We start from the raw sequence: 22,539 nt of genomic DNA on the forward strand, positions 1-22,539 counted from the left end.
AAACCAAGCACGGGCGAGCGGTTCGAGAGTGGCGAAGCCCGGTGGAACCGTCAACGCCTCACCGGCCCAGCATGCGGTGGCGGCTTCAGTCGCCACCGCGGGCCCACGTCAGGTGCCGCAGAAGGTGCGCTGCACGACCTCTTCCGGCTTCGGCGGCTGCGCATAATCCGCAAGCTCCGGATGGTCGTCGAACGGATTCGCGACCACCGTGAGCAATTCGTCCAACGGCTGGTAATCGCCCGCCTCGGCCGCATCGATGGCTTGCTGGATACGATGGTTACGCGGGATATAGGCGGGGTTGACCGCGCGCATGGCCGCGCGACGTTCGGTGTCGTTCCGGGTTTCGTCGACCAGGCGCTCGCGCCAGCGTGCTGCCCAGCCGTCGAAGCTGGCCGGGTCATCGAATAACGCGCGTACGTTGTCGTCCCGGTCGTCCGCTTCTCGGCCGAGATCGGACAGATACCGGAAGGTGAGCGTGAAGTCTGCGCCCTGCTCGGTCATGCACTTGAGCAGATCGTAGGCGAGATCAGCGTCGCCTTCGCAGCGTTCTTCCAGGCCGATCTTGGCTGCCAGACCGTCGTGATAGGTCGTTTCGAAACGCTCGACATAACGTTCGAGCACGGCCTGGGCCTGCGCTACGGCTTTCTCCTGGTCATCGTCCAGCAACGGCAGAAGGCACTCGGCAAAGCGCGCGAGGTTCCACTGGCCAATCCCCGGCTGGCGGTTGTAGGCATAGCGTCCGCCATGATCGATGGAGCTGTACACCGTGGCCGGGTTGTAGCTGTCCATGAAGGCGCAGGGGCCGTAGTCGATCGTTTCCCCCACAATGGAGACATTATCGGTGTTCATCACCCCGTGGATGAATCCGACCAGCAGCCACTGCGCGATGAGGTCGGCCGTATGTACCGCCACCTCTTCCAGCAGGGACTGGTAGGGGTTATCGGCATCGGCGCAATGCGGGTAGTGGCGCTCGATGACGTAATCCGCGAGCGCGCGCACGGCTTCGTTATTGCCGCGCCGGGAGAAGTATTCGAACGTGCCCACGCGTACGTGACTGGCCGCAACGCGGGTCAGCACCCCGCCCGGCTCGGCGCGCCTTCGAAGCACCGGTTCGCCGGTCGCGACCATGGCCAGCGCGCGCGTGGTGGGAATCCCAAGTGCGGCCATGCCTTCGCTAACGACATATTCGCGGATGACCGGGCCGAGCGCAGCGCGCCCGTCGCCCCGGCTCGAAAACGGTGTCGGCCCCGCGCCTTTGAGCTGGATATCGCGCCGAACGCCGTTGCGATCGATCATTTCGCCCAGTAGCACGGCCCGGCCATCGCCCAGCAACGGCGAGAAGTTGCCGAACTGGTGCCCGGCATAGGCCATCGCCAACGGTTCGGCGCCCTCGGGCACACGATTGCCGGCCAGAATGTCGACCCCCGCGGGGCTTTCGAGCGCCTGCACATCGAGGCCGAGCTGTTCGGCCAGGGGGCGATTGACCCGAAGCAGACGCGCCGCTGTAACGGCCGTCGGCATGGCACGGGCGTGGAATTCGCTCGGCAGGCGGGCATAAGTGTTGTCGAGCACGAACGGCTCGGCGGCTGCGGTTTCGGTCATGGCGATGCCTCCGCGGCAAACGATATTGCCAGCGCGATGTTGGGCGGCTGGCTGGGCTTGACCTTATCAAGGGTGCGGGCCGTGACCGCGAGGTTCAACGGCTCGGCATGGGTTCATCCAAGTATGCGCATTCATGACGCCGCAGCAATGTCGTGGCACGAAAGCGCCCTTTCAGGCTGGCGCGCCCGGCGATACACGCCGCCCGATGCAAACGCGCCCCCAAGGCGGTCCAACTCGCACGGCGTGCATGCACCTGAACAATCGTGCTATCAAGCCTGCTGCATACACCCGACTGATAGGACTGTCCATGTCGCTCACCCCGGAAGTCGCTGGCGTTGTTGCCAAAATGCGCGAAGCCGAGATCTCGTTTGCCGATCTCGAGCTGGCCGAGGCGCGCCAGTTCTATATCGACACCCTGGCCGCGAGCGGCGGCGAGCCGGTGCCCATGGCCGAAGTCGTCGACCAGACGCTCGCGCTCGACGGCCGCGACCTGGGCGCGCGGCGCTATCGCCCGGAGGGGTTGGCTGCGGGCGCGGCCCCAACGCTTGTGTATTTTCACGGCGGCGGCTGGGTGCTCGGCGATCTGGCATCGCACGATCGCATCTGCCGTCAGCTGGCCCAGCGCGCAGGCTGTCAGCTCATTGCCGTGGATTATCGCCTGGCCCCGGAACATTGCTTGCCGGCGTCTTCCGACGACGCGATCGCCGCCTACGGCTATCTGGTGGAACACGCGCAGGATTTCGATATCGACGTGCAAAGACTCGCGGTCGGCGGTGACAGCGCGGGCGGGCATCTATCCGCCGTGGTGGCGCTGGCCGCCCGTGACGCGGGCTGGCCGCTGGCCCTGCAGGTGTTGATCTACCCGGCCACCGACTTGCGCGAAGCGGCGGGCCAATATCCATCGAAGGGGCGCAATGCGAATGTGCCGCCGCTTACCGCCGAGCTCATGGCCTGGTTCGGCCAGCGCAGCGTGGATGCCAATACCGACCCGCTCGACTGGCGGGTATCACCGATTCTGGCAAAAACACTGGAAGGCACGGCACCCGCGCTGGTGATCACCGCCGGCGCGGATGTGCTCATGGATGAGGGTGTGCTCTATGCCGCGCGGCTGGCCGACGACGGTGTGGATGTCGACCATGCCCACTACCCGGGCGTGATCCACGGCTTTATCGAAATGCATGCATGGCTGGCGGCCACTGGCGATGCGATGGATCGAATCGCCGCGGCCGTGCGCACCCATCTGGGCAGCACCGGCTAACGGGCGTTGGCTGGCGCGTGTTTTAAACGCATCGCGCGGCCACCGCACCCGGCGACTTAGCCGACGACGCGGTTGCGGCCACCAAACTTGGCTTGATAAAGCTTTTCGTCCGCCGCGTGCAGCATGCGGTCGAGCGGTTGGCCCGGCTTGGTGGTACTGACAAACCCGATACTCGCGGTAAGCGGCAGCACGTCGTTGTTGTGGCGATAGTGCAACGCTTCAATTGCTTCGCGCAGGCGTTCGGCCAGACGGGCGGCCGCACTGTTATCGGTATTGGGCAGCAATACACAGAATTCTTCCCCGCCGAGGCGACAGGCCACATCGTCGCCGCGGGTCTGTTCGCGCAGGGTATCCGCGATCTTGCGTAACACGGCATCGCCGGTGGCGTGGCCGTGGGCATCGTTAATGCGTTTGAAATGGTCGAGGTCGAGCATCAGCAGCGACAACGGCAGCGTTGCCGTACTCGCCAGACGGCCAAACGCCTGTTCGAGCTGAACCCGATTGGCCAAGCCGGTGAGCGAGTCGGTCAGCGCCTGATGGGAAAGCTGATCCTCGGCGGATTCGCGGCTGGCCTCGTAGAAATAGGCAAACAGATAGGTCCAGAGGGTTACGCCAATGATGTTGGCCGTGGCCCCGGGCGTACTCAAAGCGAAATCGATACCGAAGCGCCAGACAAACAGGCTCGCCGCCACGACGAGGTAGAACATGGAAAACAGACCGCCCAGACGGCGTCCCAGCAACAGGTGCGCCGTCAACGGCATCACCAGCACCCAACTGAACACCGTGATCGAGGTGGTCGGCGAGGCCAGCGCATAGAGTGTGGCCGCATAGATCGAAACCAGATACCACATGCACCAGCGCCGCAGGTGAAATGTTCTGCGCACCACGGGAGACAACGCCAGCGCGACCACGGTGATGGCCAGATCCACCAACATCAGTCCATAGCGTCCGGCCTCGAAGTTCACGACCACGAAAACAAAGCCGAACACGGCCGTGACCAGCAGCAGAAGTCGCAGTAGATTGCGGCGATGACGATGCGAAAGCGGCATGCCCAGATCGGGCGAGGCAAGGCTCATTCGTTCCCCTGTCCGTACCGAGGGCGTGCCCTCTAATTCATGTTTCCCAGCGGTTATCGGCCGTGTCAGGGTATGTTTAATGCGTTTCAGGCTAGAACGTGTTTGCCACTGAACCCGACGCCAGCCCGCACGATGGGGCTGGCATGCGTCGCGAATGAAACCGGGCCGCTCTGCACAAAGCCCGGCACGCCGCGCTAGCCTGCACTCAGGCGCCCGCCATACGACTGTGACACGCGGGCCCGGTTACGCGCCGTGGGCGATTATTTGCTGCAACCGTTCGGCGAGCGCTTCATATCGATGATCGAAATGATGCCCGCCAGGCAAGGCCACCAGGTGCAGCCCGGCCGCCTCAAGTTCCTGGCATATGGCCTCTGGATCCTCCACGCCGTAGAGACAGGTGGTGCGATCCGCAGGTAGCTGTCGCGCCTCGGGCAGCACGGCAAGCCCCTCGGGCCCAAGGCCGATCCACGACAGCAGGTGATACTCGAAGGTGATATGACTGGCCAGGCCAAGCAAGATGATATCGGCGGTCCGGGCTTTTGTTTGCGCACTCAGCCGATTGAACAGGAACGGCATGACATCGGCACCGCGTGAATAGCCGATCAGCACCACATGCCCCAACTGCCAGCGTTGCCGATAGGTTTGCACGACGCGATCGAGATCGGCCGCAGCCTGGGCGGGCTCGCGCCGGTGCCAGTAATAGCGCAGCGAATCCCAACCGACCACTGCATAGCCGGCCTGTGCCAGCGATTGCCCCACCGCTTTATCCAGCCCCGCCCAGCCGCCGTCGCCCGAGAGCATGACAACCAGCGTATCCCGCGCCGTCGCATTCGCGTGCGTCATTGCCTGCGGCGGATAGATCACCAGCGGCAGATCCGCGACCGCGGCGGCGACGGGCTCACCCCCCGGATGAAAAATACAGCCCGGGGTGCCGACAACAATAGCGGCGAGTCCGAGCAACCAGGCCACGCGCTCACGAAGAAATCGCCGATTCATGTCGTATCTGGTCAAGTGGGGCCGATGCGGCCGATACAATGCCACGCCAGTATATGCGAGCCCACGCAGGCGGACTTCGAAACGTACAATGCCGCCTATTAATCCGGCACCAAAACAGCTGACTGGGTCCGCTGTTTTCAACGCCATCGAACAATAAAGGCCGGCCCGTGTCCCTGTTAATTTTCCATGGCTTCGCAGCCGCTGGCTGCGGCGAGCATGGTTTCACATGCCCGCTTTATTAACCCGAAAACGCATCCATTTTCACGCGGGGTTAATAATTGCAGTCTTCTGCCAGCACCACGCGATTGCGTCCGCCCGTCTTGGCCAGATAGAGCGCGGCATCGGCCTGGCTGAGCAAATCATGGCTGCGGCGCCGGTTCGGCCCGGCCACGCTCACGCCGATGCTGACCGTTACCTGCGGGCCTTCTCCCGGTTTGGGCTCCAAGCTTGCGTCGGCCACGGTCTTGCGTAACCGTTCGGCCACCGCGAGCGCCTGCGCGGCGGTGATGTCGTACAGCACGGTGGCGAATTCTTCGCCGCCGAGCCGGGCAAACAGGTCGCGGCGTTTGATACGGGCACCGCAGGCGCTGGATACCGCACAGATCACGGCATCCCCCGCGGGGTGGCCATAGCGGTCGTTAATGGTTTTGAAGCGATCGATATCCATGATCAGCAAGGCTATACGGCTGTTCTGGGTATCGTATTTGGTGAGCGCTTCGTTGAGCGCGTGCATCAGACGTCGGCGATTGGGGAAACCGGTGAGCTCATCGGTTTCGCTGAGCCGACGCAGGCGTTGTTCCATCTCGTGGCGGGTGGTGATGTTGCTGGCCAGCCACAGTACAGCGCGCTCGCCGTTCACGGGCGAGCGGATCGGCTGTACGCGGCCCTCGAAGCGAATAGGGGTTGCCGGGCCATCGTTGCTATCGACGCCGGCGACATCGGCAGCCGCCAGGTCGTACTCGACGATACGCAGGCAGTTGTCGGCCAGCGTCTGGCGAATTTCGCCGATAAACCAGTCGGCCTGTGCCTGCGACAGTACGTCGTAGAGGCTGAAGTCCACGAGAAAGGAACCGTCGTGGTAATACTCACGATCCTGGCCGCCGAAAATCGCGGCATAGCGCCCGCTCTCGGTCAGCACGAAAACCGGGTCCGGGAGCGCAGCCAGCGCCTCGCCCATGAGTTGCGTTCCCCGCCGGTCGAGATTTTCGATGTTGATCCCCCAATCAATCAGGCCTACAAATCTGACCGGGCACGTCACAATCTGCAAGTCTGTAGTGATAATTGGGACCAGCCTGCGGCAAAACGCGCGGCGCGAGCCCCTGACTACATCAGGTCACTCGCAAGCCGGCCGTTGCGGCCCGCCCCAATCATCGTGCGCAATCCCACCGCGCTCATAGTCGACACACGCCTGCCCGAAGTTTGTCGCGCGGCCCTCACTTTTTGAATGCAACTTTCAGCTGAGTTGCGACGGCGTGGACCGATGGCGCCTTACGAGCGATGACCTACGGGTCCGTACAATAGTCGGATACCACCCGAACACGATCGGAACCCGCCAATGAAAACCTCGATTGCACCGGCCCTGCTCGTCCTTACCGGCCTGGTTGCGCTCCTGGCAGGCTGCGTGGGCATACCGGATGGCACGCGCGCGGTCGAGCCGTTCTCGCTCGATCGATATCTGGGGCGCTGGTACGAAATCGCGCGGCTGGATCACCGTTTCGAGCGGGGTTTGGACTGCGTAAGCGCGGCCTACAGCAAACGCGATGATGGCGGCGTGCGCGTGGTCAATCGCGGCGTGGATCTGTCCAAGGGCGAAGCCAGCGAGGCGGTCGGCAAGGCCTATTTCGTGGCGGGCGAAGATACCGCGCGCTTCAAGGTGAGCTTCTTCGGCCCGTTCTATGCCGGCTATAACGTGCTGGCGCTCGACGATGACTACACCACCGCCGTCATCGGCGGCTCCAATCGCGGTTATCTGTGGATTCTGGCCCGCCAGCCCGAACTTCCAAAGACCGAGCGCGCCGCGCTCGTGAACAAGGCCCGCGCGATGGGATTCGATACCCAGGATCTGGTGTATCCGAAACAGGGCGATGTCTGCACGCCCTATCGACAATCCTGATCCATGAACGCCGAACGGCAACTGCCGGCTTGCGATGCACCCGCGGCGCCGAGGTAGCCGACGCCCGCAGGCCATGCTATGCCACCGACCGAATCGGCGTGGCACTGGCAAGGCGTGTCGAGGCCATGCCTACGATTGATACCGCAGCTACCCACAACCACGCACGTCTATAAGGAGTCCAGACCATGCTGATACCGGCTGCTGCCCTTCTGGTGGGCCTGGCTGTACTGGTATGGAGCTCGGAACGCTTCATCGAAGGGGCCGTGGGCACGGCACATCATCTACACCTGCCCTCGTTTCTTATTGGTAGCGTGATCGTGGGCGTGGGTACCTCGGCGCCGGAGTTTCTGATTTCCGGGCTATCGGCCTGGCACGGCCAGCCGGGACTTGCCATTGGCAACGCCTACGGCTCGAACATCGCCAATATCGCACTGGTGCTGGGCGTCGCCCTGTTGCTCTCCCCGATTCCGGTGGCAGCGGGCGTGGCCCGCCGCGAAATTGCCCTGCTCGTTGCGGTGACATTGCTCTCGCGATGGCTTATTGACGATGGGGCAATCAGCCGGCTCGATGCGAGTTTGCTGCTGCTGCCGCTCATCGGCTATCTCGCCTTGGTGGCGATCGAGGCACGACGGGCCGGCCAGTCCGCGACCGCGGCGCCGACGATCGACCCGGAGCCGGAGGTGGCACCGCTGGGACGCTCGCTGCTCTGGTTGATCCTTGGCCTGCTTTTGCTGGTCGCAAGCTCACGCCTTCTGGTTTGGGGTGCGAGCACGATCGCGACCGCGCTTGGTGTGAGTGATCTCGTGATCGGTCTGACCGTCGTCGCCGTCGGCACCTCCCTGCCCGAACTGGCCTCGTCGATCAGCGCCGTGCGTCGCAAGGCCTACGCGCTGGTGCTGGGCAACGTGGTGGGCTCGAATTTGTTCAATACGCTTGGCGTGGTTGGCATCGCGGGGCTGATCAATTCGATCGAGATCGAGCCGAGCGTGCGCCACCGTGACTGGCCCATCATGCTTGCGCTGACGGTGTTGCTCTGGCTCTGCGCGATACGATTCGGCCGCCCCAGCGCGCAGCTCAACCGCACGCAAGGCGGGATTTTCGTGCTCGCCTTCATCGTCTATACGGCCTGGCTTGTTATCGGTGCGTTCGCCGCCACCGAGTGAGCTCGGATTGCCGCGGCACGCAGGCCGCACATCGGCACCGCCCGATGTCGCGACATATGCCCGCCGCACGCAAGCTGCGCGCACGGGCGCCTGCCGGTTTTCACGTTACGATAGGCCGCCATGCTGCCCGTGCGTCGTACCCCATGACCTGCCCCTGCCAGTCCGGCCTTGCCTACGCACAATGTTGCGCGCCGTATCATCGCGGCCGACCCGCGCCAACGCCGCAGGCGTTGATGCGTGCCCGCTACAGTGCGTACGCCCTGGGCGATACGGCCTACGTGAAATCGAGCTGGCATGCGAGCACACGGCCCGCCACGCTTGATCTACCGGCCGGCGACCGCTGGCTGGGCCTGACCGTGGTCGACAGCGGCGAAACGGACGACGCGGGCTGGGTGCATTTTCGTGCCATCTCTCGCGATGACAACGGCTTTGCCGTACTCGAGGAATATTCCCGATTCCTGCGCGAACACGGCCAGTGGTTCTATGTCGACGGCGAGCCGACGGTGACGGCCCTCGAGCCGGGCCGCAACGACCCCTGCCCCTGCGGCAGCGGCCGCAAATTCAAGAAATGCTGCGCAGCGTGACCGGTAGCGAGAGCGCCGCGACCACGTTGCCGGGCTTGACCTGCCAATAAGGCAGGCGCTGCGCTCGGACGCCTTGTCGCACCGTCTGTGAGGACTCGAACGCCACCCGCGAGAGGTTATGCAGCGCTTTCCGGGCGGCCACGACCGTTTGACCGTTCTTGCGCGAGTCATGACGCACGCCGGCCGTACGCATCGATACGTAACGCGTACCGACCGCGATTCAGGCGGCCGGTACCCACGGCTGCGTGCGGCTAGGACTGGGCCGTCAACGAATAGCCATTGCGCGGAAAATGCACATGCAGCGTGCCGAATTGCCAGGCATCGCGGGTAAGCACGATGCGGTCGTCGGTCAGTGCAGCCAGCGTGCCCGACACCGGGACCTTGCCGTAGTCGGCGGGTGCGACTTGAACCTCCGTGCCGATCGGCACCGGCGCATCCGCGACGCTGTCCGGCAGCGGCCGGGGTTTTCGATCGCGTGCCGAGGCAAACGCCTGTTCCTTCGCGATTTCCTCGCGGTGGCCATGGCCGATTTCGCTCACGCGCTGATACCAGGCCTTGACCTTCGGGCCCGCGTCCAGCGCGCGGCGACTGCAACTCACATGCAGCCATAGCGGATGAAAGGTGGCGAAATCCGCCACCGAGGCCTGCTCGCCTCCGACCCACTGGTGCGTTTCCAGTCGGGCTTCCAGATCGTCGATGAGCGTATTCAGTACCGCCCGGGCCTTTTCGCCCTGGGGCGCGCGTACCGTCGAGCCTTTAACGAGGTTGATACGATCCTTGATGAACTTCACCGTGCCGACCGGCCCGAACATACCGAGCATGGTGACGAGCAACCGCGGCGTCGGCACCGCGCCGATGGCGGCAAAGAAGGCCTTGCCCTGGGCATAGTCCATGAGCGCGGCGGCCTCGGCGTCCACGGCATCGGGATCGAGCGCCGGGCAATCCAGCATCACCGCAAGTTCCTTTGCGATCAGGGCGGTGTCACAGAAGATATCCGCCCCCAGCTGAGCGACGGGAATACGACGATAGCCACCCGTGAGCGGATCGAGGCTCGGCCGCGGCGGTTGTACGGGACACAGCAGCGACGACCAGCGCGCGCCCGTGAGCCCGAACATGAGCCGGATCTTCTCTGCATAGGGCGAGCCATCGTAATGATGAAGAATCAGCGGTTCGTTCATTTTTGTAAGTGTTCTCTCGTTTCGAAATGAGCCGGCATGGCCTGGCATTCGCGCTCTGTCGTCACCCGATTTTTCATGGACCTTGCCCGGTCGAGGGTCTATTCGACCGCGCCGACCGCACGGCTGACCGCGGCGGCATCGTCATATTCCTGGTCGGGTAACGCATCGATGACGGTACGCACACCCAGCGTGGCGCCCTGCCGTTCGGCGTGGTCGGCCAGTTGTTGCTTGGTGGCGGGATAGTCCATCCCGCTCAGGTATTTCTGAATTTCTGCCGCGCTCGCATGATCGGGACGGGCCATAAGGCACTCCTGTCGAATAAACAGCGACACCTTGCCAGCCGCCGCGCGCCACGGCCAGCACTGTAACCCGCCGCGGCACGCCATAGGCGAGACCCCGTGCGCCATACCGCTTGCCTCTAAAACACCTCGTCGGCCAACTCGCGCGGGCCTGGGCGCCGGGATCGCTTCGCACCAGCGCGCTGGCGCTTGCCTAAGACCCAACATATCGGCGTTGATACAGATCAAAACACTATATGTCGTATTCGCCGATGCTGCGGCCCATATTTGGCTGCCCGCGGTTCCCGGAGACTTGCATGACCCATATCGCCCTCGCCCGCCCGACGTCCGACACCGATTCGCAGGTGGCGCTCCAGCCTGCCTCGCTGGATATCTGGGATAAGAAGTACCGGCTGCGGGCCAAGGACGGCGGTGCGCTGGATACGGATGTCGATGCCACCCGCCAGCGGGTCGCACGCGCCCTGGCGGATGTCGAAAGCACGCCGGAAAAACAGCAGATCTGGTACGAACAATTCCTTTGGGCGCTACGCCACGGCGCGATTCCGGCCGGGCGCATCATCTCCAACGCGGGGGGCACACAACACAAGCCAGCGACTTCCACGATCAACTGCACGGTATCGGGCAGCATCGCGGATTCCATGGATGCGATCCTCGGCAAGGTCCACGAAGCCGGGCTCACGCTCAAGGCCGGCTGCGGCATTGGCTACGAGTTCTCCACGCTGCGGCCCAAGGGCGCGTATGTGTCCGGCGCGGGTGCCTATACCTCCGGGCCCTTGTCGTTCATGGATATCTACGACCGGATGTGTTTCACGGTATCGTCTGCCGGCGGTCGCCGCGGCGCCCAGATGGCGACCTTCGATGTCGGTCATCCCGATGTGCTCGACTTCATTCGTGCCAAACGCGAAGCCGGCAGGCTACGCCAGTTCAATCTGTCGCTGTTGATCACCGATGCCTTCATGCAAGCCGTCGAAGACGATGCCGACTGGCCGCTATCGTTCCCGCTGCTGGCCCAGGAAGCCGCGAGCAGCAACATGGATCTGGATGATCCCGCGCAGGTGATCTGGCGCGAATGGCCCGTACGCGAAAACTACGTGACGCGCGACGACGGCCTGGTGGCCTGCCGGGTCTATCGCACGGTCAAGGCGCGGCGCGTGTGGGACATGATCATGACCTCCACCTACGACTACGCCGAGCCGGGATTCATTCTCATCGACCGTGTCAACGAGTTGAACAACAACTGGTTCTGCGAAGAAATCCGCGCCACCAATCCTTGCGGCGAACAACCGCTGCCGCCCTACGGCGCCTGCCTGCTGGGCTCGATCGACCTGACCCGCTTCGTGCGCGAGCCGTTCACCGAGCGCGCCTATTTCGACTGGGATGAATACGCGCAGGTCGTGGATGTATTCACCCGCATGCTCGATAACGTGGTCGAAATCAACGGCCTGCCGCTGGCTCGCCAGCGCGACGAGATCCAGCGCAAGCGCCGCCACGGCATGGGCTTTCTGGGCCTGGGCTCGGCGCTGACCATGCTGCGCATGAAATACGGCGCGCCGGATTCACTCGAATTCACCGAGCGGGTCGCCCGGGAGATGGCCTTGCAGGGCTGGCGCAGCGCCCTGGCGCTGGCCGAGGAGAAAGGCGCCGCGCCGATCATGGACGAGGACTTCACCGTCACCGAGGCCATGCTCAAGCGCCGCCCGGAAATGGCGGCCGACGGCTACGTTGTGGGCGACACGATCAAGGCACGCGTGCTGCATGCGAAATACAGCCGCTATATGCAAAAGATCGCCGCCGAAGATCCGGCGCTTATCGAACGCCTGGCCGAACTAGGCGCACGTTTTACCCACCACAGTTCGATCGCGCCCACGGGCACGATCTCGCTATCGCTGGCCAACAATGCCAGCAACGGCATCGAGCCGAGTTTCGCCCATCACTACTTTCGCAACGTTATTCGCGAAGGCCGCAAATCCAAGGAAAAGGTCGACGTCTTTTCCATGGAACTGCTCGCCTACCGGCGTTTCGTGGATGCCGACGCCCAGCCGGACAGCCCCGACCTGCCGGACTACTTCATCACCGCCGACGAGATCACGCCCAAGCAGCATGTGGACGTGCAGGCAGCGGCGCAGAAATGGATCGATTCGAGTATTTCGAAAACGGCCAACGTGCCTACCGACTATCCCTACGCCGACTTCAAGGACATCTATCGCTATGCCCATCAACAGGGCTTGAAGGGCTGTACGACCTTTCGCTTCAACCCCGAGGCGTTCCAGGGCGTCTTGGTCAAGGAAAGCGATCTGGCCAATACCACCTATCGCTTCGTGCTCGACGACGGCTCGGTAGTCGAGGCCAAGGGCGGCGACGAAATCGAATACGACGGCGAAACCCATACCGCCGCCAACCTGTTCGATGCCCTCAAGGAAGGCTACTACGGCCGCTTCTGAGCCGGCGCACCACTACGAGAGAACCAGATCATGGCTATCAAGATCGATCGCAAGATTGTCGACTACAACGTCGCTCGCGCCGAAGACAACGCCGCACAGGCGCCAGCCGCGCCCGAAATCGAGCACATGCACGAACAGTTGCAGCGCCCGGACCGGCTTGAAGGCAAGAGCTACAAGGTAAAAACCCCCCTATCCGACCACGCGCTGTACGTGACCATCAACGACGTCGTGCTCAATGCCGGTACGGAGCATGAAAGCCGCCGCCCCTTCGAGATGTTCATCAACTCGAAGAATATGGATCATTTTCAGTGGATCGTCGCACTCACCCGTATCGTCTCGGCCGTGTTCCGAAAAGGCGGCGACTGCACCTTCCTGGTCGAAGAGCTCAAGAGCGTGTTCGACCCGCGCGGCGGCTATTTCAAGAAAGGCGGCAAGTTCATGCCATCGCTGGTGGCCGAGATCGGCGATATTCTGGAACAGCATCTCCAGCATATCGGCATGCTCGAAGCCGACCCGCTGGACGAACACCAGAAAGCCTTCATCGCGGCCAAGCGCGCCGAGATCGAAGCCCGGCAACCGCAGAAGCCAACCGCACCCGACTGCGACGACAGCGCGGCCGACTTTCCCGACAACGCCCAGCTATGCGGCAAGTGTCAGACCAAGGCCATGGTGCTCATGGATGGCTGCCTGACCTGTCTGAACTGCGGCGATTCCAAGTGTGGCTGACCGCGCGGCGGCGTAATGGCGCCGCCGTATTTACCGAGCGTGACGGTATGTGGTCGTGGGTTAATCGCCGTGTTCGAACCCGCCTAGCCATTTTCTGAGCAGTCGGTCGAGCTCAGCACGCTCTTCGTCATCCAGCGCCGCCAGGGCTTGGTGCTGATTGGCCACATGGGCGGATACCACGGTATCGATCAGTCCAAAGCCGGCCTCGGTCAAGCGAACAACGCTGGCCCGGCCGTCATGCACGGCGCGCTCACGGGTGACCAGGCCGCGCGCTTCCAGCCGGTCGATGCGATGGGTCATGGTGCCCGAAGTCACCATCGTCCAGTCGATGAGTTGCGACGGGCTCAGCGCAAAGGGCGCCCCGGCGCGGCGCAGGGTTGCCAGCACGTCGAAGCTCGCGTTATTGAGGCCGTAGTCGCCAAAAACCTGTTCCATCGACTGCGACAAATGCATACCCAGACGCTTCATACGCCCGATGGTGCCCATCGGCGCGACATCGAGCTCCGGCCGCTGCTGGCGCCACTGTTCTAGGATTCGATCCACCTGATCCATCCTGAAAGCGTATTGGCTATTTATCTTGACATCAAGCTATTTGTATATATCTTGACGTCAAACTAATCGAACAAGGCATCCCCAATGCGAATTCTGGTTTTTGGCGCAACCGGCCACGTTGGGCGCACGATCCTGGCCGAAGCATGTGATCGTGGCCACCAGGTGACCGGGGTGGCGCGATCGAAGCCGGATACCGGCCCGTCCGGCGCAACATACACGTGCCTTGACATACAGACCCAGCCGGAACGCGCGGCCGCGCTCGCCACAAAGCACGATGTTCTGATCACCGCCCTGCGCCCCGCACCCGGCCGCGAACACGCATTGGTGAGCATGACGCGTACCGTTGTGACAATCGCAGGCCGTACCGGGCGCGCTGTTTATGTGGTGGGTGGCGCGGCCAATCTGCGTCTGGCGACGAACAGCCCAGGCACGGTGATCTCCACCCCCGGCTTTTTGCCGGACAGTGTCCGTCCGATCGCGCGCGCCTGTGCGGAACTCGAGACCGTTTTGATGGAAACACCGGATGTGAACTGGCTATGCCTGCGCCCGGCGCCGCTTTTGTTTGCAGGTGCGCGCAGCGGCCGTTACGCCTTCGGCAACGACGTGGCCATCGCCGACCGCGACGGCGCATCGCGTATTTGCTATGCCGACTTCGCCGCCGCGATGCTGGATCTCGTCGAGGCCGGCAAGACGTCACGACGTTTTGTCACCGTAGGGCAGGTCGAACACGGCGACCAACCGGCCGACCGCGATGCTTGACCTACAGGCTGTTCCAAACCGTGTGGTCACCCTCCTGGTATTGATCGGTGCAGCAATCTGTCTGGGCATGACCACCACGCTGGCCAAGCTTGCCGGCAACCACGGGGTGGCGCCCGCAGGTTTCGTTTTCTGGTCACTGGCGGGCGCGACGCTGGTATTGCTGATCCATGCCGTGCGCAATGGTCAGCGGCCGAAAGTCAGCCTACGCCATCTTGAGTACTACCTGATTGCCGGGCTGGTATCGGCTGCGGGCCCGAACCTGATCTTCTTTAGTGCGATTCCCGTGGTCGGCGCGGCCTATGTGTCGTTCATTCTGTCCTTGCCGCCGCTGCTGACCTATCTGGGCGCACTGGCGCTGGGCATGGAGCGCTTTGATGCCTGGCGTTTTAGCGCGGTACTGGCTGCGTTGACAGGCACCGGCTGGCTCGCCGCGGGCCAACTCGGCACGCCGAACATGCCCGCATTCTGGATCGTCTTCCCGATACTCGGGCCGGTGTTATTGAGCATCGGCAATCTCTATCGAAGCCTGCGCTGGCCCGCCGCGGCAAGCCCTGTCGCACTCACGCCGGGGATGACCGGTGCCGCCGTACTGTTGATCGGCCTGGCCGGCAGCGGCCAGTCGCGTTTTCAGCTCGCCATCGCGCTCGATACGAAAACCGTGGTGTTGCTCTGCGCCCAGGCGGCGCTGTTTGCCGCGCAGTTTCTGCTGCTGTTCATCCTGCAACGCCGTGGCGGGCCTGTGTTTCTGAGCCTGTTGGGTGGCGTGGCCGCGATCTTTGCCGTGCCCGTGGCCATTTTTCTGCTCGGCGAGCCACGGCCCCAGTATATGCTCCCGTCAGTCGTTGGTATCGCGACGGGGGTGATCATCCTGGCAGCCCGGCGGGCACAAAGCCGACCCGCATAGCCCACCCGCGCAATGGCGAGCCAGGCCTAATCCGCGTAGCTGGGCGCTAGTAGCGCTGTGGTTTGCTGCGGCGCTAGCAGGTGGCGTCAGCACTTGCGTATCGCGCTTGTGCCGGCCATAAAAAAGCGGTCACTGAAGACAATGACCGCATTTCGCCCGGGCCGCCAGCCCGATTGGGCCGGCGGCTGTGCCAAGCGCCTTTTATGCCTCAGGCTCCATTGCATAGCGCAGCACGGCAGCCACGCCCGTGTCGGTCGGCATGAGGTTGCCCGGCACGAATTTCACATCGCCGTCGCTGGCGATCACGAACTCGGCGATCTTGTCGAGCACGTCGTCCGTGTGGCCATCGCCGGCCGCGCCGTATTCGACCCGGCCATTGCTGTCCACCGTGCCTTCAACACGCGCGGTTTCGTCGATCAACAGGGTGTCAACCTGGCCGATGGTTGCCGAGTACGCGACCTCGTCGAGCGCGCTGGCGCCTTCCTTGTGGGCGGCGCGTTCGTTGTAGCGCTCGACAAGCTGTTCGATGTTGTCGCGAGTGGCACGTTCGGCGATCTGCCAGGCCTGTTCACCGAGGTTGCTCTGTCGAATCGCCTCGAACGGATCGTGATCCAGCCCGTTTTCGAGCAGATTCGGGTGTTCGCTGACCTCGCGATACAAGCCCTGGTGCTCGGCGACCGCCGCCAGTACCAATGGACGGATGGTCTTGCCGTGGTAGTCACGAATCGCCTTGTCGACTTCCTTGAAGTAGTTCTTCAGGTCGGTGCTGTTACTACCGGCGCTTTCGGAATCCTTGCGGTTGGGCGAGGTGTCGGGTTTGCCCAGTGCCTCGCCCATGCCGCGCGGCACGTCGCTGTGCAAGTCCACTTCGACAATCGCATCCTGATTGGCGTCGTAGAGGGCGACATCCTGAACGCTGACACACAGGATCTGGTAGTCCATCCAGTTGGCCGCCGCGCGCAGTGCGGGACGCAGATGAAACGAGTCGGCGACAATACCCTGTGCTTCGACGGGGCTTGTCATCATGCGACGTACGGTAAAACGCTTGGACGAGGCGAACACGACCAGGCCGTACTGCTGGTGCGTCCAGAACACCTCGTTGGCGCCCACGGATTCGAGCTTTTCGATCAGCGCGTCGCGTTCGTACTTGTCCATGTCGCGCTGTTCGAGCGCCTCGGCGACCTTCTTGATCTGATCCTTGTAGCGGATGCGATTTTCTTCTCGATAATTCGATACCGGCGTCGTCGGCACATAGATCGTCACGCAAGGCGACTCGTCGGCCAGCGTGAGCGCATTGATATCACGCCACTGCAGCATCGGCGCGTGGGTTTCCGGGTTTTCGTTATCTTTGGAATCGGTCATGATGATCGATCGGTCTCCAGACGTTATTCAGTTCTTTCGCGTTACCCATTGTGGGTGCTGGTGAGCGAATCGTTTTTCAATAGTTCATTTTCACTTCGAATACGTAGCCGAAAAGCGGTCGCGGCACTCGCGCGTCCATGTCATGCGCCGGTCTGTCGATCGCGGCCCTGCGGGGCCGAACCCCGAATACACGGGTCACGTCACGGCGCCCGCCTTGTTCATGGCAAAGTACGCGCCGTCCCATGACCCGACCCATTGAATGAATCGCTTTTCCGATACCGCCTCCGCGTCGCCGCTGACCAATCCCCTGCTGATGGTGATGGTGCTGGCCGCGTTCACCAGCGTGCTCAACAACAGCATGGTGAATGTGGCGATTCCCACCATCAGCACCGGGCTGAATGTCTCGCCCAGTCTGTCGGGTTGGGTGATTACCGCGTTCTCGATCGTGTTCGCGACCGGCGTTGCGCTATACGGGCGCGTATCCGACAGCTACAGCTTTCGGGTGACGTTTCTATCCGCACTGGTGATTTTCGGCATCGGCTCGTTGACCTGTGCGCTGGCGCCGAGCTTCGGCTGGCTGGTCGCCGGGCGCGCCATCCAGGCAGCCGGCGCGGCGGCGATCCCGTCGCTGGCGTTTGGATCGGTGGCACGGCTGTTTGCGCCCGGCAAGCGCGGCGTGGTGTTCGGCACGTTGTCGTCGGCGATCGGTCTGGGCGCGGCCACCGGCCCGCTCATCGGCGGTCTGGGCGTGAGCGCACTGGGCTGGCGCGTACTGTTCTATGGCACGCTGAGCGTCATCGCTGTGCTGTTCGTGGCGGCCTGGCGTTTCCTGCCGGATCTGAACGCCGAACGCGAGCGCCAGCCCCATCGTTTTGCACGGCTGGATCTGCCGGGCGGGCTGTTGCTCGCGCTCGGCGCGGCCGCCCTGCTGTTCGGCGTGACCGCGGCCAATCATGCCGGGCTGACCGCGCCCTCTGCCTGGGGCGCGCTGGCGGTGTCGGCAACGCTGATCGGCCTGTTCGCCTGGCGTATCCGAACGGCGGCCCATCCCTTCGTGCCGCCGGCACTGTTCACCAATCTGCAGTTTCTCTCGGCCGCGGTGATCGCCTTGTTGTCACAGGGCGCATTCATCGGCGGCGGACTGTTTCTGACCCCGTTGCTGCTGATCAACGAACTCGGGCTGACCGCGTTTCAGACCGGGCTCGTCGTGGCGCCGGGCGCGTTCGCGGTGGCCCTGCTCGCACCGACCATCGGCCGTTTGTCGGATAAATTCGGGCCGCGCACGGTGCTCGGCATCAGCCTGAGCTGGCTGTTGCTGGGCGTGCTGTTCATGTCGTCATTCGCCGTGGGCGCCTCGCCCTGGATGGTATCGATCGCGTTGGTGATCGCCAGTATCGGTTATGCCGGGGTTACGTCGCCGGCCGCCAATGCGGCTTCCAAGGCCTTGTCAGCCGACATCGCGGGCGTGGGCTTCGGCATCTATCAGCTGTTCTTCTTCATGGGCGCGGGTACCGGGGCCGCGGTATTCGGCTCGGTCTTGTCGGCTCGCCAACAAAGTGCAGCGCCGGCGTGGAATCCGTTCTACGACGGCGGCGCGGCCACGGCGGCGTTTTCCGACGCCTTTCTGGTGGCCTGCATTGCGGTGCTTCTGGCCATGGTGCTGCTGGTCGGGCTCGGTCGCAGCCAGCCACTGGCGGTCGAAAACGATTGATCGGCCGGGCTACGGCCAGGGCGTCAATTCAAGCATTTCGCCGCCGGTGCGTCGCGCGAACAGGCAAAGTCACTCGGCGCGCGTACGATAAACGGTCGCGTTACGGCCCCGACATTTGGCCGCATACAAGGCGTTGTCGGCCCGTTCCATCCAGCTTTCGATCGTACGAGCGGGCTGAAAGGCAACGCCACCGGAAAAGCGTACCGGGCCGTGTTCAAGCGGCTGCGCTTCGCAGGCAGCCCGCAGCAGGGTGTCGACCTCTTCGACCTCGGACGGCCCCGCCTCGGGCAGGAACACGGCAAACTCTTCACCGCCGCAGCGACCGGCGGTGCCGCCACGTACGTCCACGATCTCGCGCAGAACCCGGGCAAAGAATTTCAGCGTCGTATCGCCGTAGACATGGCCGTAGCTGTCGTTGACGTTCTTGAAATAGTCCAGATCGTAGAGAATCAACGCACCGCGCACCGGCTGCGCCGTATTCTCCTGGCGGCAGTAGCCGTCGACCAGCGCATAGAAGGAGCCATGGTTGAACAGGCCGGTCAGGCTGTCGCGCAGGCCGGCTTCGCGCAGCCGTTCGGCATAGTCGTTGATCAGACGTTGTTCACTTTCGAAGCGGCGAAAGAAACCGCTGACCATGACCAACAGCAAAACGATACAGATGGTATAGGTCATCGCGGCATCGATGGCATGCGCCGCCGGCGATGGATACGGGTCGATCCAGTCCGGCCAGCGATAGTGCGACCAGATCAAGCCATAGGGCACGACAAGAAACAGCGCCGCAATCAACAGCCGCTGCCAGGGGGGCACGAGTAGCACGCCAAAGGCGTAACCGGCGACCAACATGAACAACAGCAGACTCGGCCCATCGAGCCCCTGATTGTAGATCCAGTTCAGCGGTATCAGGCCGATGATTACCAGACACGCCCCCACCATTGCGGAATGACGCATGTAATGACCGCGGCGAAGATACGCCCAGATCGCGAGCAGCGCCGAGCCGATGATCGCTACCAACACGATATAAAACATGTCGGTCAGCCCGCCCAGATAATTGAGCAGCCCGCCGGCAAAACAACCCAGCGCCGCGCAGAACAGAAAGCTGCGGTTCATGCACTGTTCCGGAGATTCCGCGTCGCCTTCCAGCAGCCAGTGCCAGCGGCGGATCAGGCGTTGGCCGATATCCCTGTTAGCGTCATTCACGAAAACTCGGTCCTTTTCTCGAGTCGGCAGTTACGAAAGATCGACGCGCCAGGAGCGGCACACGGCCCGGGCATACTTTAGCGAGGCGCAGCGTCAGGCGCTATCGGCCATCGAGCCCCACCGGCATCCTTAGTGTTTAGCGGCGGCGTGTTCCGATTCTTTTGCAGCCATTGCCAACGCCGCCTCAGGTATTAGCGGTCGGCCACCTGTAACGGGCGTGGTGTTGCTCAGACGCTAGACCGGCCATTCCGCGGCGCAGTTGGGTGTCTCCCATACGACCATTCGGGTCAGGCGGGCGCGCCCCTCACTACGCGCGGCAACCCGCGGTGCAAGCCGTTCGAACCAGTGGCGTGCGAGATTTTCTGCCGTAGGCGGCACGTCGATCACATACAGCTTGCTACCGAGCGCGGTTTGCGTGGTACTGGCAAAGCCGTTCGATACCACCGATTCTTTCAGAGCCTGCGTGAATCCGGCGCGGTCCTGGTCGGGCGGCGTGAACAGGGCCAACAGTTCCACGTCGGCCAGTTCGGCGATAAAGCCATGATCGCAGGGGCTATCGATCTCGCGCATCATCTCGTCCTTGAGAAAGGCGAAATCGAGCACCATGCCGGCCTGCTCGCCCGTCGCGGCGAGCTGCTCGGCCTCGCAGACCGCTTCGATCGTGTAACGATGACCATGCAGATGCCGGCACTTGCTACCGTGCAGGCGTATGCGATGGCCCGCGTCGATGCCGATCTGACGGCGAATACGAAAAGCGGCGGTCAAAGAGCCTCCCGGGTTTGACGGTTGGGGCTGCGCAGCACAGCTGCACACGGCGCGAACAGGCCTGTCTATTCTACGCAAGCGCGCCTGTTCGCCGAACCGAGCGCCTAACCCACACAGCGCTAGACCCCGTCGCTAAGCCGCCTCGCGCTACGCTGCCCGACTCAGGCGATACCGATCATCTTGTGGGTCTGTAACGAAAGCCGCCATTGCGGATGGCTCAGCGCGGTTTCGATACACAGCGCCACATTCGCCTCGTAGGCCGGCCCGTCCATGGGCTGGAGGTAGAAGCGCTCGAACTCGAGTGCTTCGAACTGCTCGAGCGCAAAGGCCGGCTGCGGCCAGACCAGTTTCAGTTCGTTGCCGTGCGTCTGAACCAGGGTACTGCCGGCCTTCGGGCTGACACATATCCAGTCGATGCCCGCCGGGGCCTGGATCGTGCCATTGGTTTCGACCGCGATTTCGAAACCCGCATCGTGCAAGGCCGCGATCAGCGTCGCATCGAGCTGTAACAAGGGCTCGCCGCCGGTACACACGATATACGGGGTGCCACCGTTGTTCGCGGTTTCGTGCCAGAGATCGCGTGCACGCTCGGCAAGCTCGGCCGCGTTTTCGAAGCGCGCCCCGCCGATTCCATCCGTGCCCACGAAATCGGTATCGCAGAATTGGCAGATCGCCCGGTGCCGATCCTTTTCGCGCCCAGTCCAGAGATTGCAGCCACTAAAACGACAGAACAGTGCCGCGCGCCCGGTCTGAGCGCCCTCGCCCTGCAGGGTGAGAAACATTTCCTTGACCGCGTAACTCATGAGGTATTCGTTTTCCGATCGGCTGGTGCGGCGCGTGCTCGGCACGGCGTGGCGGTTCGCGCCTTTCTAAACGATAAGCCGGCAGTGCGCCTGCCACGCCGGGCCGTGTGATTCTACGCGGCCGGGCGCGGGCCGTGGCCTCGACAACCCGACTGGCGTGATAATTTGGGCCGATTCATAACGACAAGGTGCCTGCCATGGATTCAAGTGCCGCTGAAACGCATCTGATCGAGACAACCCTCGATGCGGGTGTACTCACCCTGACCCTCGGTGCCGCACCGGCGCATCCGCTGTCACTGGCCATGATCGACGCGCTGCATTCGGCGATCACCCACGCTGCCGACAACCCCGAGGTGGGCGCCATCGTGATCCATGGGCCGGGCAAAATCTTCTGTGCCGGGCACGACCTCAAGGAAATCGCCCATCACCGCGACGACGGCGATGCCGGGCGCGGCTACCTCAAGCGTCTGTTCTCGCGCTGCGGCGAGATGATGCAGGCGCTCACGCATTCGCCCAAGCCCACCATCGCCATGGTCGAAGGCATTGCCACCGCGGGCGGTCTGCAACTGGTCGCCGCGTGCGATCTCGCCTACGCCGCCGATACGGCGACGTTCTGCCTGCCGGGGATCAACAACAAGGGTTTTTGCACCACGCCGGCGGTGGCCGTGGCACGCAACGTGGCGCGCAAGGACGTCATGGAGATGCTGCTCTCGGGTGACACCTACGATGCCCAATGGGCGCGCGAAACCGGCCTGGTCAACCGCGTACTGCCCCAGGCCGAATTACACGACTTCGTACGATCGTTTGCCACGAAGCTCGCCGCGCGCCACGGCAGCAACGTCGCCGACGGCAAGCGCACCCTCTACCGACAACTGGAAATGCCGCTGGAGCAGGCCTATGCGCATGCAACCCAGGTGATGATCGGTCATTTCATGGATCGTGAACTCATCGAACACGACCGCGAGCGCTGGGGCTGAGCGAAACAAGCGCTGCCCTATTCATACCTGGCCCGCGCTCGTGGACCCGTTTGAATAGGCACACCTGCGCGTT

At 63.2% G+C, this 22,539-nt stretch carries 22 protein-coding genes; 10 read left to right on the forward strand and 12 right to left on the reverse strand.

What is annotated here, in order from left to right:
• Positions 1–108: 108 nt before the first annotated feature.
• Complete coding sequence (locus T5B8_RS02240) at positions 109–1,602, reverse strand: protein adenylyltransferase SelO (protein ID WP_353175865.1); 1,494 nt, start codon at positions 1,600–1,602, stop codon at positions 109–111.
• Positions 1,603–1,909: 307 nt separating this feature from the next.
• On the opposite strand from T5B8_RS02240, the gene T5B8_RS02245 reads away from it, so the two are divergent.
• Positions 1,910–2,860 (forward strand): alpha/beta hydrolase, encoded by a 951-nt coding sequence (locus tag T5B8_RS02245; RefSeq protein ID WP_353175866.1) that lies wholly within the window; start codon positions 1,910–1,912, stop codon positions 2,858–2,860.
• Between the two features lie 56 nt (positions 2,861–2,916).
• Here T5B8_RS02245 and T5B8_RS02250 read toward each other — a convergent pair whose 3' ends face one another.
• The 3 genes from T5B8_RS02250 to T5B8_RS02260 form a co-directional block, all read right to left on the reverse strand.
• A complete protein-coding gene (locus T5B8_RS02250) occupies positions 2,917–3,936 on the reverse strand; it encodes a GGDEF domain-containing protein (RefSeq protein ID WP_353175868.1) in 1,020 nt (339 codons plus the stop codon).
• 243 nt (positions 3,937–4,179) lie between these two features.
• A complete protein-coding gene (locus T5B8_RS02255; RefSeq protein ID WP_353175869.1) occupies positions 4,180–4,932 on the reverse strand; it encodes an AcvB/VirJ family lysyl-phosphatidylglycerol hydrolase in 753 nt (250 codons plus the stop codon).
• 271 nt (positions 4,933–5,203) lie between these two features.
• A complete protein-coding gene (locus T5B8_RS02260; protein ID WP_353175871.1) occupies positions 5,204–6,109 on the reverse strand; it encodes a GGDEF domain-containing protein in 906 nt (301 codons plus the stop codon).
• Between the two features lie 378 nt (positions 6,110–6,487).
• Here T5B8_RS02260 and T5B8_RS02265 point away from each other — a divergent pair, with 378 nt between their 5' ends.
• The 3 genes from T5B8_RS02265 (at position 6,488) to T5B8_RS02275 (ending at position 8,792) form a co-directional block, all read left to right on the forward strand.
• Positions 6,488–7,045: a lipocalin family protein gene (locus tag T5B8_RS02265; protein WP_353175873.1), complete on the forward strand. Its 558-nt coding sequence runs from the start codon at positions 6,488–6,490 to the stop codon at positions 7,043–7,045.
• 185 nt (positions 7,046–7,230) lie between these two features.
• The gene (locus tag T5B8_RS02270; protein ID WP_353175874.1) at positions 7,231–8,208 is read left to right on the forward strand and encodes a calcium/sodium antiporter; all 978 of its coding nucleotides are present in this window, start codon (positions 7,231–7,233) and stop codon (positions 8,206–8,208) included.
• A 143-nt stretch (positions 8,209–8,351) separates the two neighbouring features.
• A complete protein-coding gene (locus T5B8_RS02275) occupies positions 8,352–8,792 on the forward strand; it encodes a YchJ family protein (protein ID WP_353176189.1) in 441 nt (146 codons plus the stop codon).
• Here T5B8_RS02275 and T5B8_RS02280 read toward each other — a convergent pair.
• The 3 genes from T5B8_RS02280 to T5B8_RS02290 form a co-directional block, all read right to left on the reverse strand.
• A complete protein-coding gene (locus tag T5B8_RS02280; protein WP_353175876.1) occupies positions 8,770–8,985 on the reverse strand; it encodes a hypothetical protein in 216 nt (71 codons plus the stop codon). The two genes, T5B8_RS02275 and T5B8_RS02280, sit on opposite strands and share 23 nt — an antisense overlap.
• A gap of 58 nt (positions 8,986–9,043) precedes the next feature.
• Positions 9,044–9,970 carry a glutathione S-transferase family protein gene (locus tag T5B8_RS02285; protein WP_353175877.1) on the reverse strand — a complete coding sequence of 309 codons (927 nt, stop codon included), beginning with the start codon at positions 9,968–9,970 and terminating at the stop codon, positions 9,044–9,046.
• Between the two features lie 98 nt (positions 9,971–10,068).
• Positions 10,069–10,272: a DUF2795 domain-containing protein gene (locus tag T5B8_RS02290; RefSeq protein ID WP_353175878.1), complete on the reverse strand. Its 204-nt coding sequence runs from the start codon at positions 10,270–10,272 to the stop codon at positions 10,069–10,071.
• Between the two features lie 293 nt (positions 10,273–10,565).
• Here T5B8_RS02290 and T5B8_RS02295 point away from each other — a divergent pair, with 293 nt between their 5' ends.
• Positions 10,566–12,710: an adenosylcobalamin-dependent ribonucleoside-diphosphate reductase gene (locus T5B8_RS02295; RefSeq protein ID WP_353175879.1), complete on the forward strand. Its 2,145-nt coding sequence runs from the start codon at positions 10,566–10,568 to the stop codon at positions 12,708–12,710.
• Positions 12,711–12,740: 30 nt separating this feature from the next.
• On the forward strand, positions 12,741–13,436 hold the full coding sequence (locus tag T5B8_RS02300; RefSeq protein WP_353175880.1) for a TSCPD domain-containing protein: 696 nt from the start codon (positions 12,741–12,743) through the stop codon (positions 13,434–13,436).
• Between the two features lie 60 nt (positions 13,437–13,496).
• Here T5B8_RS02300 and T5B8_RS02305 read toward each other — a convergent pair whose 3' ends face one another.
• A complete protein-coding gene (locus T5B8_RS02305) occupies positions 13,497–13,988 on the reverse strand; it encodes a MarR family winged helix-turn-helix transcriptional regulator (RefSeq protein WP_353175882.1) in 492 nt (163 codons plus the stop codon).
• 84 nt (positions 13,989–14,072) lie between these two features.
• Here T5B8_RS02305 and T5B8_RS02310 point away from each other — a divergent pair, with 84 nt between their 5' ends.
• The gene (locus T5B8_RS02310) at positions 14,073–14,747 is read left to right on the forward strand and encodes an NAD(P)-dependent oxidoreductase (protein WP_353175884.1); all 675 of its coding nucleotides are present in this window, start codon (positions 14,073–14,075) and stop codon (positions 14,745–14,747) included.
• On the forward strand, positions 14,740–15,651 hold the full coding sequence (locus T5B8_RS02315; protein ID WP_353175885.1) for a DMT family transporter: 912 nt from the start codon (positions 14,740–14,742) through the stop codon (positions 15,649–15,651). Before T5B8_RS02310 ends, T5B8_RS02315 begins: the two co-directional genes overlap by 8 nt.
• A 201-nt stretch (positions 15,652–15,852) precedes the next feature.
• Here the strand turns inward: T5B8_RS02315 and T5B8_RS02320 are convergent, their stop codons facing one another.
• Positions 15,853–17,013, reverse strand: coding sequence for a baeRF3 domain-containing protein (locus tag T5B8_RS02320; protein ID WP_353175887.1), 1,161 nt, complete (start codon positions 17,011–17,013; stop codon positions 15,853–15,855).
• A gap of 259 nt (positions 17,014–17,272) precedes the next feature.
• Here T5B8_RS02320 and T5B8_RS02325 point away from each other — a divergent pair, with 259 nt between their 5' ends.
• On the forward strand, positions 17,273–18,724 hold the full coding sequence (locus tag T5B8_RS02325) for an MFS transporter (protein WP_353175889.1): 1,452 nt from the start codon (positions 17,273–17,275) through the stop codon (positions 18,722–18,724).
• A 69-nt stretch (positions 18,725–18,793) separates the two neighbouring features.
• Here the strand turns inward: T5B8_RS02325 and T5B8_RS02330 are convergent, their stop codons facing one another.
• The 3 genes from T5B8_RS02330 to queE all read right to left on the reverse strand — a co-directional run bounded on the left by T5B8_RS02330 (position 18,794) and on the right by queE (position 21,489).
• The gene (locus T5B8_RS02330) at positions 18,794–19,921 is read right to left on the reverse strand and encodes a GGDEF domain-containing protein (protein ID WP_353175890.1); all 1,128 of its coding nucleotides are present in this window, start codon (positions 19,919–19,921) and stop codon (positions 18,794–18,796) included.
• 234 nt (positions 19,922–20,155) lie between these two features.
• A complete protein-coding gene (locus tag T5B8_RS02335; protein WP_353175892.1) occupies positions 20,156–20,686 on the reverse strand; it encodes a 6-carboxytetrahydropterin synthase in 531 nt (176 codons plus the stop codon).
• A gap of 161 nt (positions 20,687–20,847) precedes the next feature.
• On the reverse strand, positions 20,848–21,489 hold the full coding sequence (gene queE, locus T5B8_RS02340; RefSeq protein ID WP_353175894.1) for a 7-carboxy-7-deazaguanine synthase: 642 nt from the start codon (positions 21,487–21,489) through the stop codon (positions 20,848–20,850).
• A gap of 197 nt (positions 21,490–21,686) precedes the next feature.
• Here queE and T5B8_RS02345 point away from each other — a divergent pair, with 197 nt between their 5' ends.
• Positions 21,687–22,466 carry an enoyl-CoA hydratase-related protein gene (locus T5B8_RS02345; protein WP_353175896.1) on the forward strand — a complete coding sequence of 260 codons (780 nt, stop codon included), beginning with the start codon at positions 21,687–21,689 and terminating at the stop codon, positions 22,464–22,466.
• Positions 22,467–22,539 lie beyond the last annotated feature (73 nt).

Source organism: Salinisphaera sp. T5B8, from assembly GCF_040361255.1.
In the GTDB taxonomy this organism is placed as follows: Bacteria; Pseudomonadota; Gammaproteobacteria; order Nevskiales; family Salinisphaeraceae; genus Salinisphaera.

Bases quoted from the DNA above. Each gene is read 5' to 3' on its own strand.
- T5B8_RS02240 (WP_353175865.1), bottom strand. From the start codon at position 1,602: ATGACCGAAACCGCAGCCGCCGAGCCGTTCGTGCTCGACAACACTTAT.
- T5B8_RS02245 (WP_353175866.1), top strand. From the start codon at position 1,910: ATGTCGCTCACCCCGGAAGTCGCTGGCGTTGTTGCCAAAATGCGCGAA.
- T5B8_RS02250 (WP_353175868.1), bottom strand. From the start codon at position 3,936: ATGAGCCTTGCCTCGCCCGATCTGGGCATGCCGCTTTCGCATCGTCAT.
- T5B8_RS02255 (WP_353175869.1), bottom strand. From the start codon at position 4,932: ATGAATCGGCGATTTCTTCGTGAGCGCGTGGCCTGGTTGCTCGGACTC.
- T5B8_RS02260 (WP_353175871.1), bottom strand. From the start codon at position 6,109: ATGGGCGAGGCGCTGGCTGCGCTCCCGGACCCGGTTTTCGTGCTGACC.
- T5B8_RS02265 (WP_353175873.1), top strand. From the start codon at position 6,488: ATGAAAACCTCGATTGCACCGGCCCTGCTCGTCCTTACCGGCCTGGTT.
- T5B8_RS02270 (WP_353175874.1), top strand. From the start codon at position 7,231: ATGCTGATACCGGCTGCTGCCCTTCTGGTGGGCCTGGCTGTACTGGTA.
- T5B8_RS02275 (WP_353176189.1), top strand. From the start codon at position 8,352: ATGACCTGCCCCTGCCAGTCCGGCCTTGCCTACGCACAATGTTGCGCG.
- T5B8_RS02280 (WP_353175876.1), bottom strand. From the start codon at position 8,985: ATGCGTACGGCCGGCGTGCGTCATGACTCGCGCAAGAACGGTCAAACG.
- T5B8_RS02285 (WP_353175877.1), bottom strand. From the start codon at position 9,970: ATGAACGAACCGCTGATTCTTCATCATTACGATGGCTCGCCCTATGCA.
- T5B8_RS02290 (WP_353175878.1), bottom strand. From the start codon at position 10,272: ATGGCCCGTCCCGATCATGCGAGCGCGGCAGAAATTCAGAAATACCTG.
- T5B8_RS02295 (WP_353175879.1), top strand. From the start codon at position 10,566: ATGACCCATATCGCCCTCGCCCGCCCGACGTCCGACACCGATTCGCAG.
- T5B8_RS02300 (WP_353175880.1), top strand. From the start codon at position 12,741: ATGGCTATCAAGATCGATCGCAAGATTGTCGACTACAACGTCGCTCGC.
- T5B8_RS02305 (WP_353175882.1), bottom strand. From the start codon at position 13,988: ATGGATCAGGTGGATCGAATCCTAGAACAGTGGCGCCAGCAGCGGCCG.
- T5B8_RS02310 (WP_353175884.1), top strand. From the start codon at position 14,073: ATGCGAATTCTGGTTTTTGGCGCAACCGGCCACGTTGGGCGCACGATC.
- T5B8_RS02315 (WP_353175885.1), top strand. From the start codon at position 14,740: ATGCTTGACCTACAGGCTGTTCCAAACCGTGTGGTCACCCTCCTGGTA.
- T5B8_RS02320 (WP_353175887.1), bottom strand. From the start codon at position 17,013: ATGACCGATTCCAAAGATAACGAAAACCCGGAAACCCACGCGCCGATG.
- T5B8_RS02325 (WP_353175889.1), top strand. From the start codon at position 17,273: ATGAATCGCTTTTCCGATACCGCCTCCGCGTCGCCGCTGACCAATCCC.
- queE (WP_353175894.1), bottom strand. From the start codon at position 21,489: ATGAGTTACGCGGTCAAGGAAATGTTTCTCACCCTGCAGGGCGAGGGC.
- T5B8_RS02345 (WP_353175896.1), top strand. From the start codon at position 21,687: ATGGATTCAAGTGCCGCTGAAACGCATCTGATCGAGACAACCCTCGAT.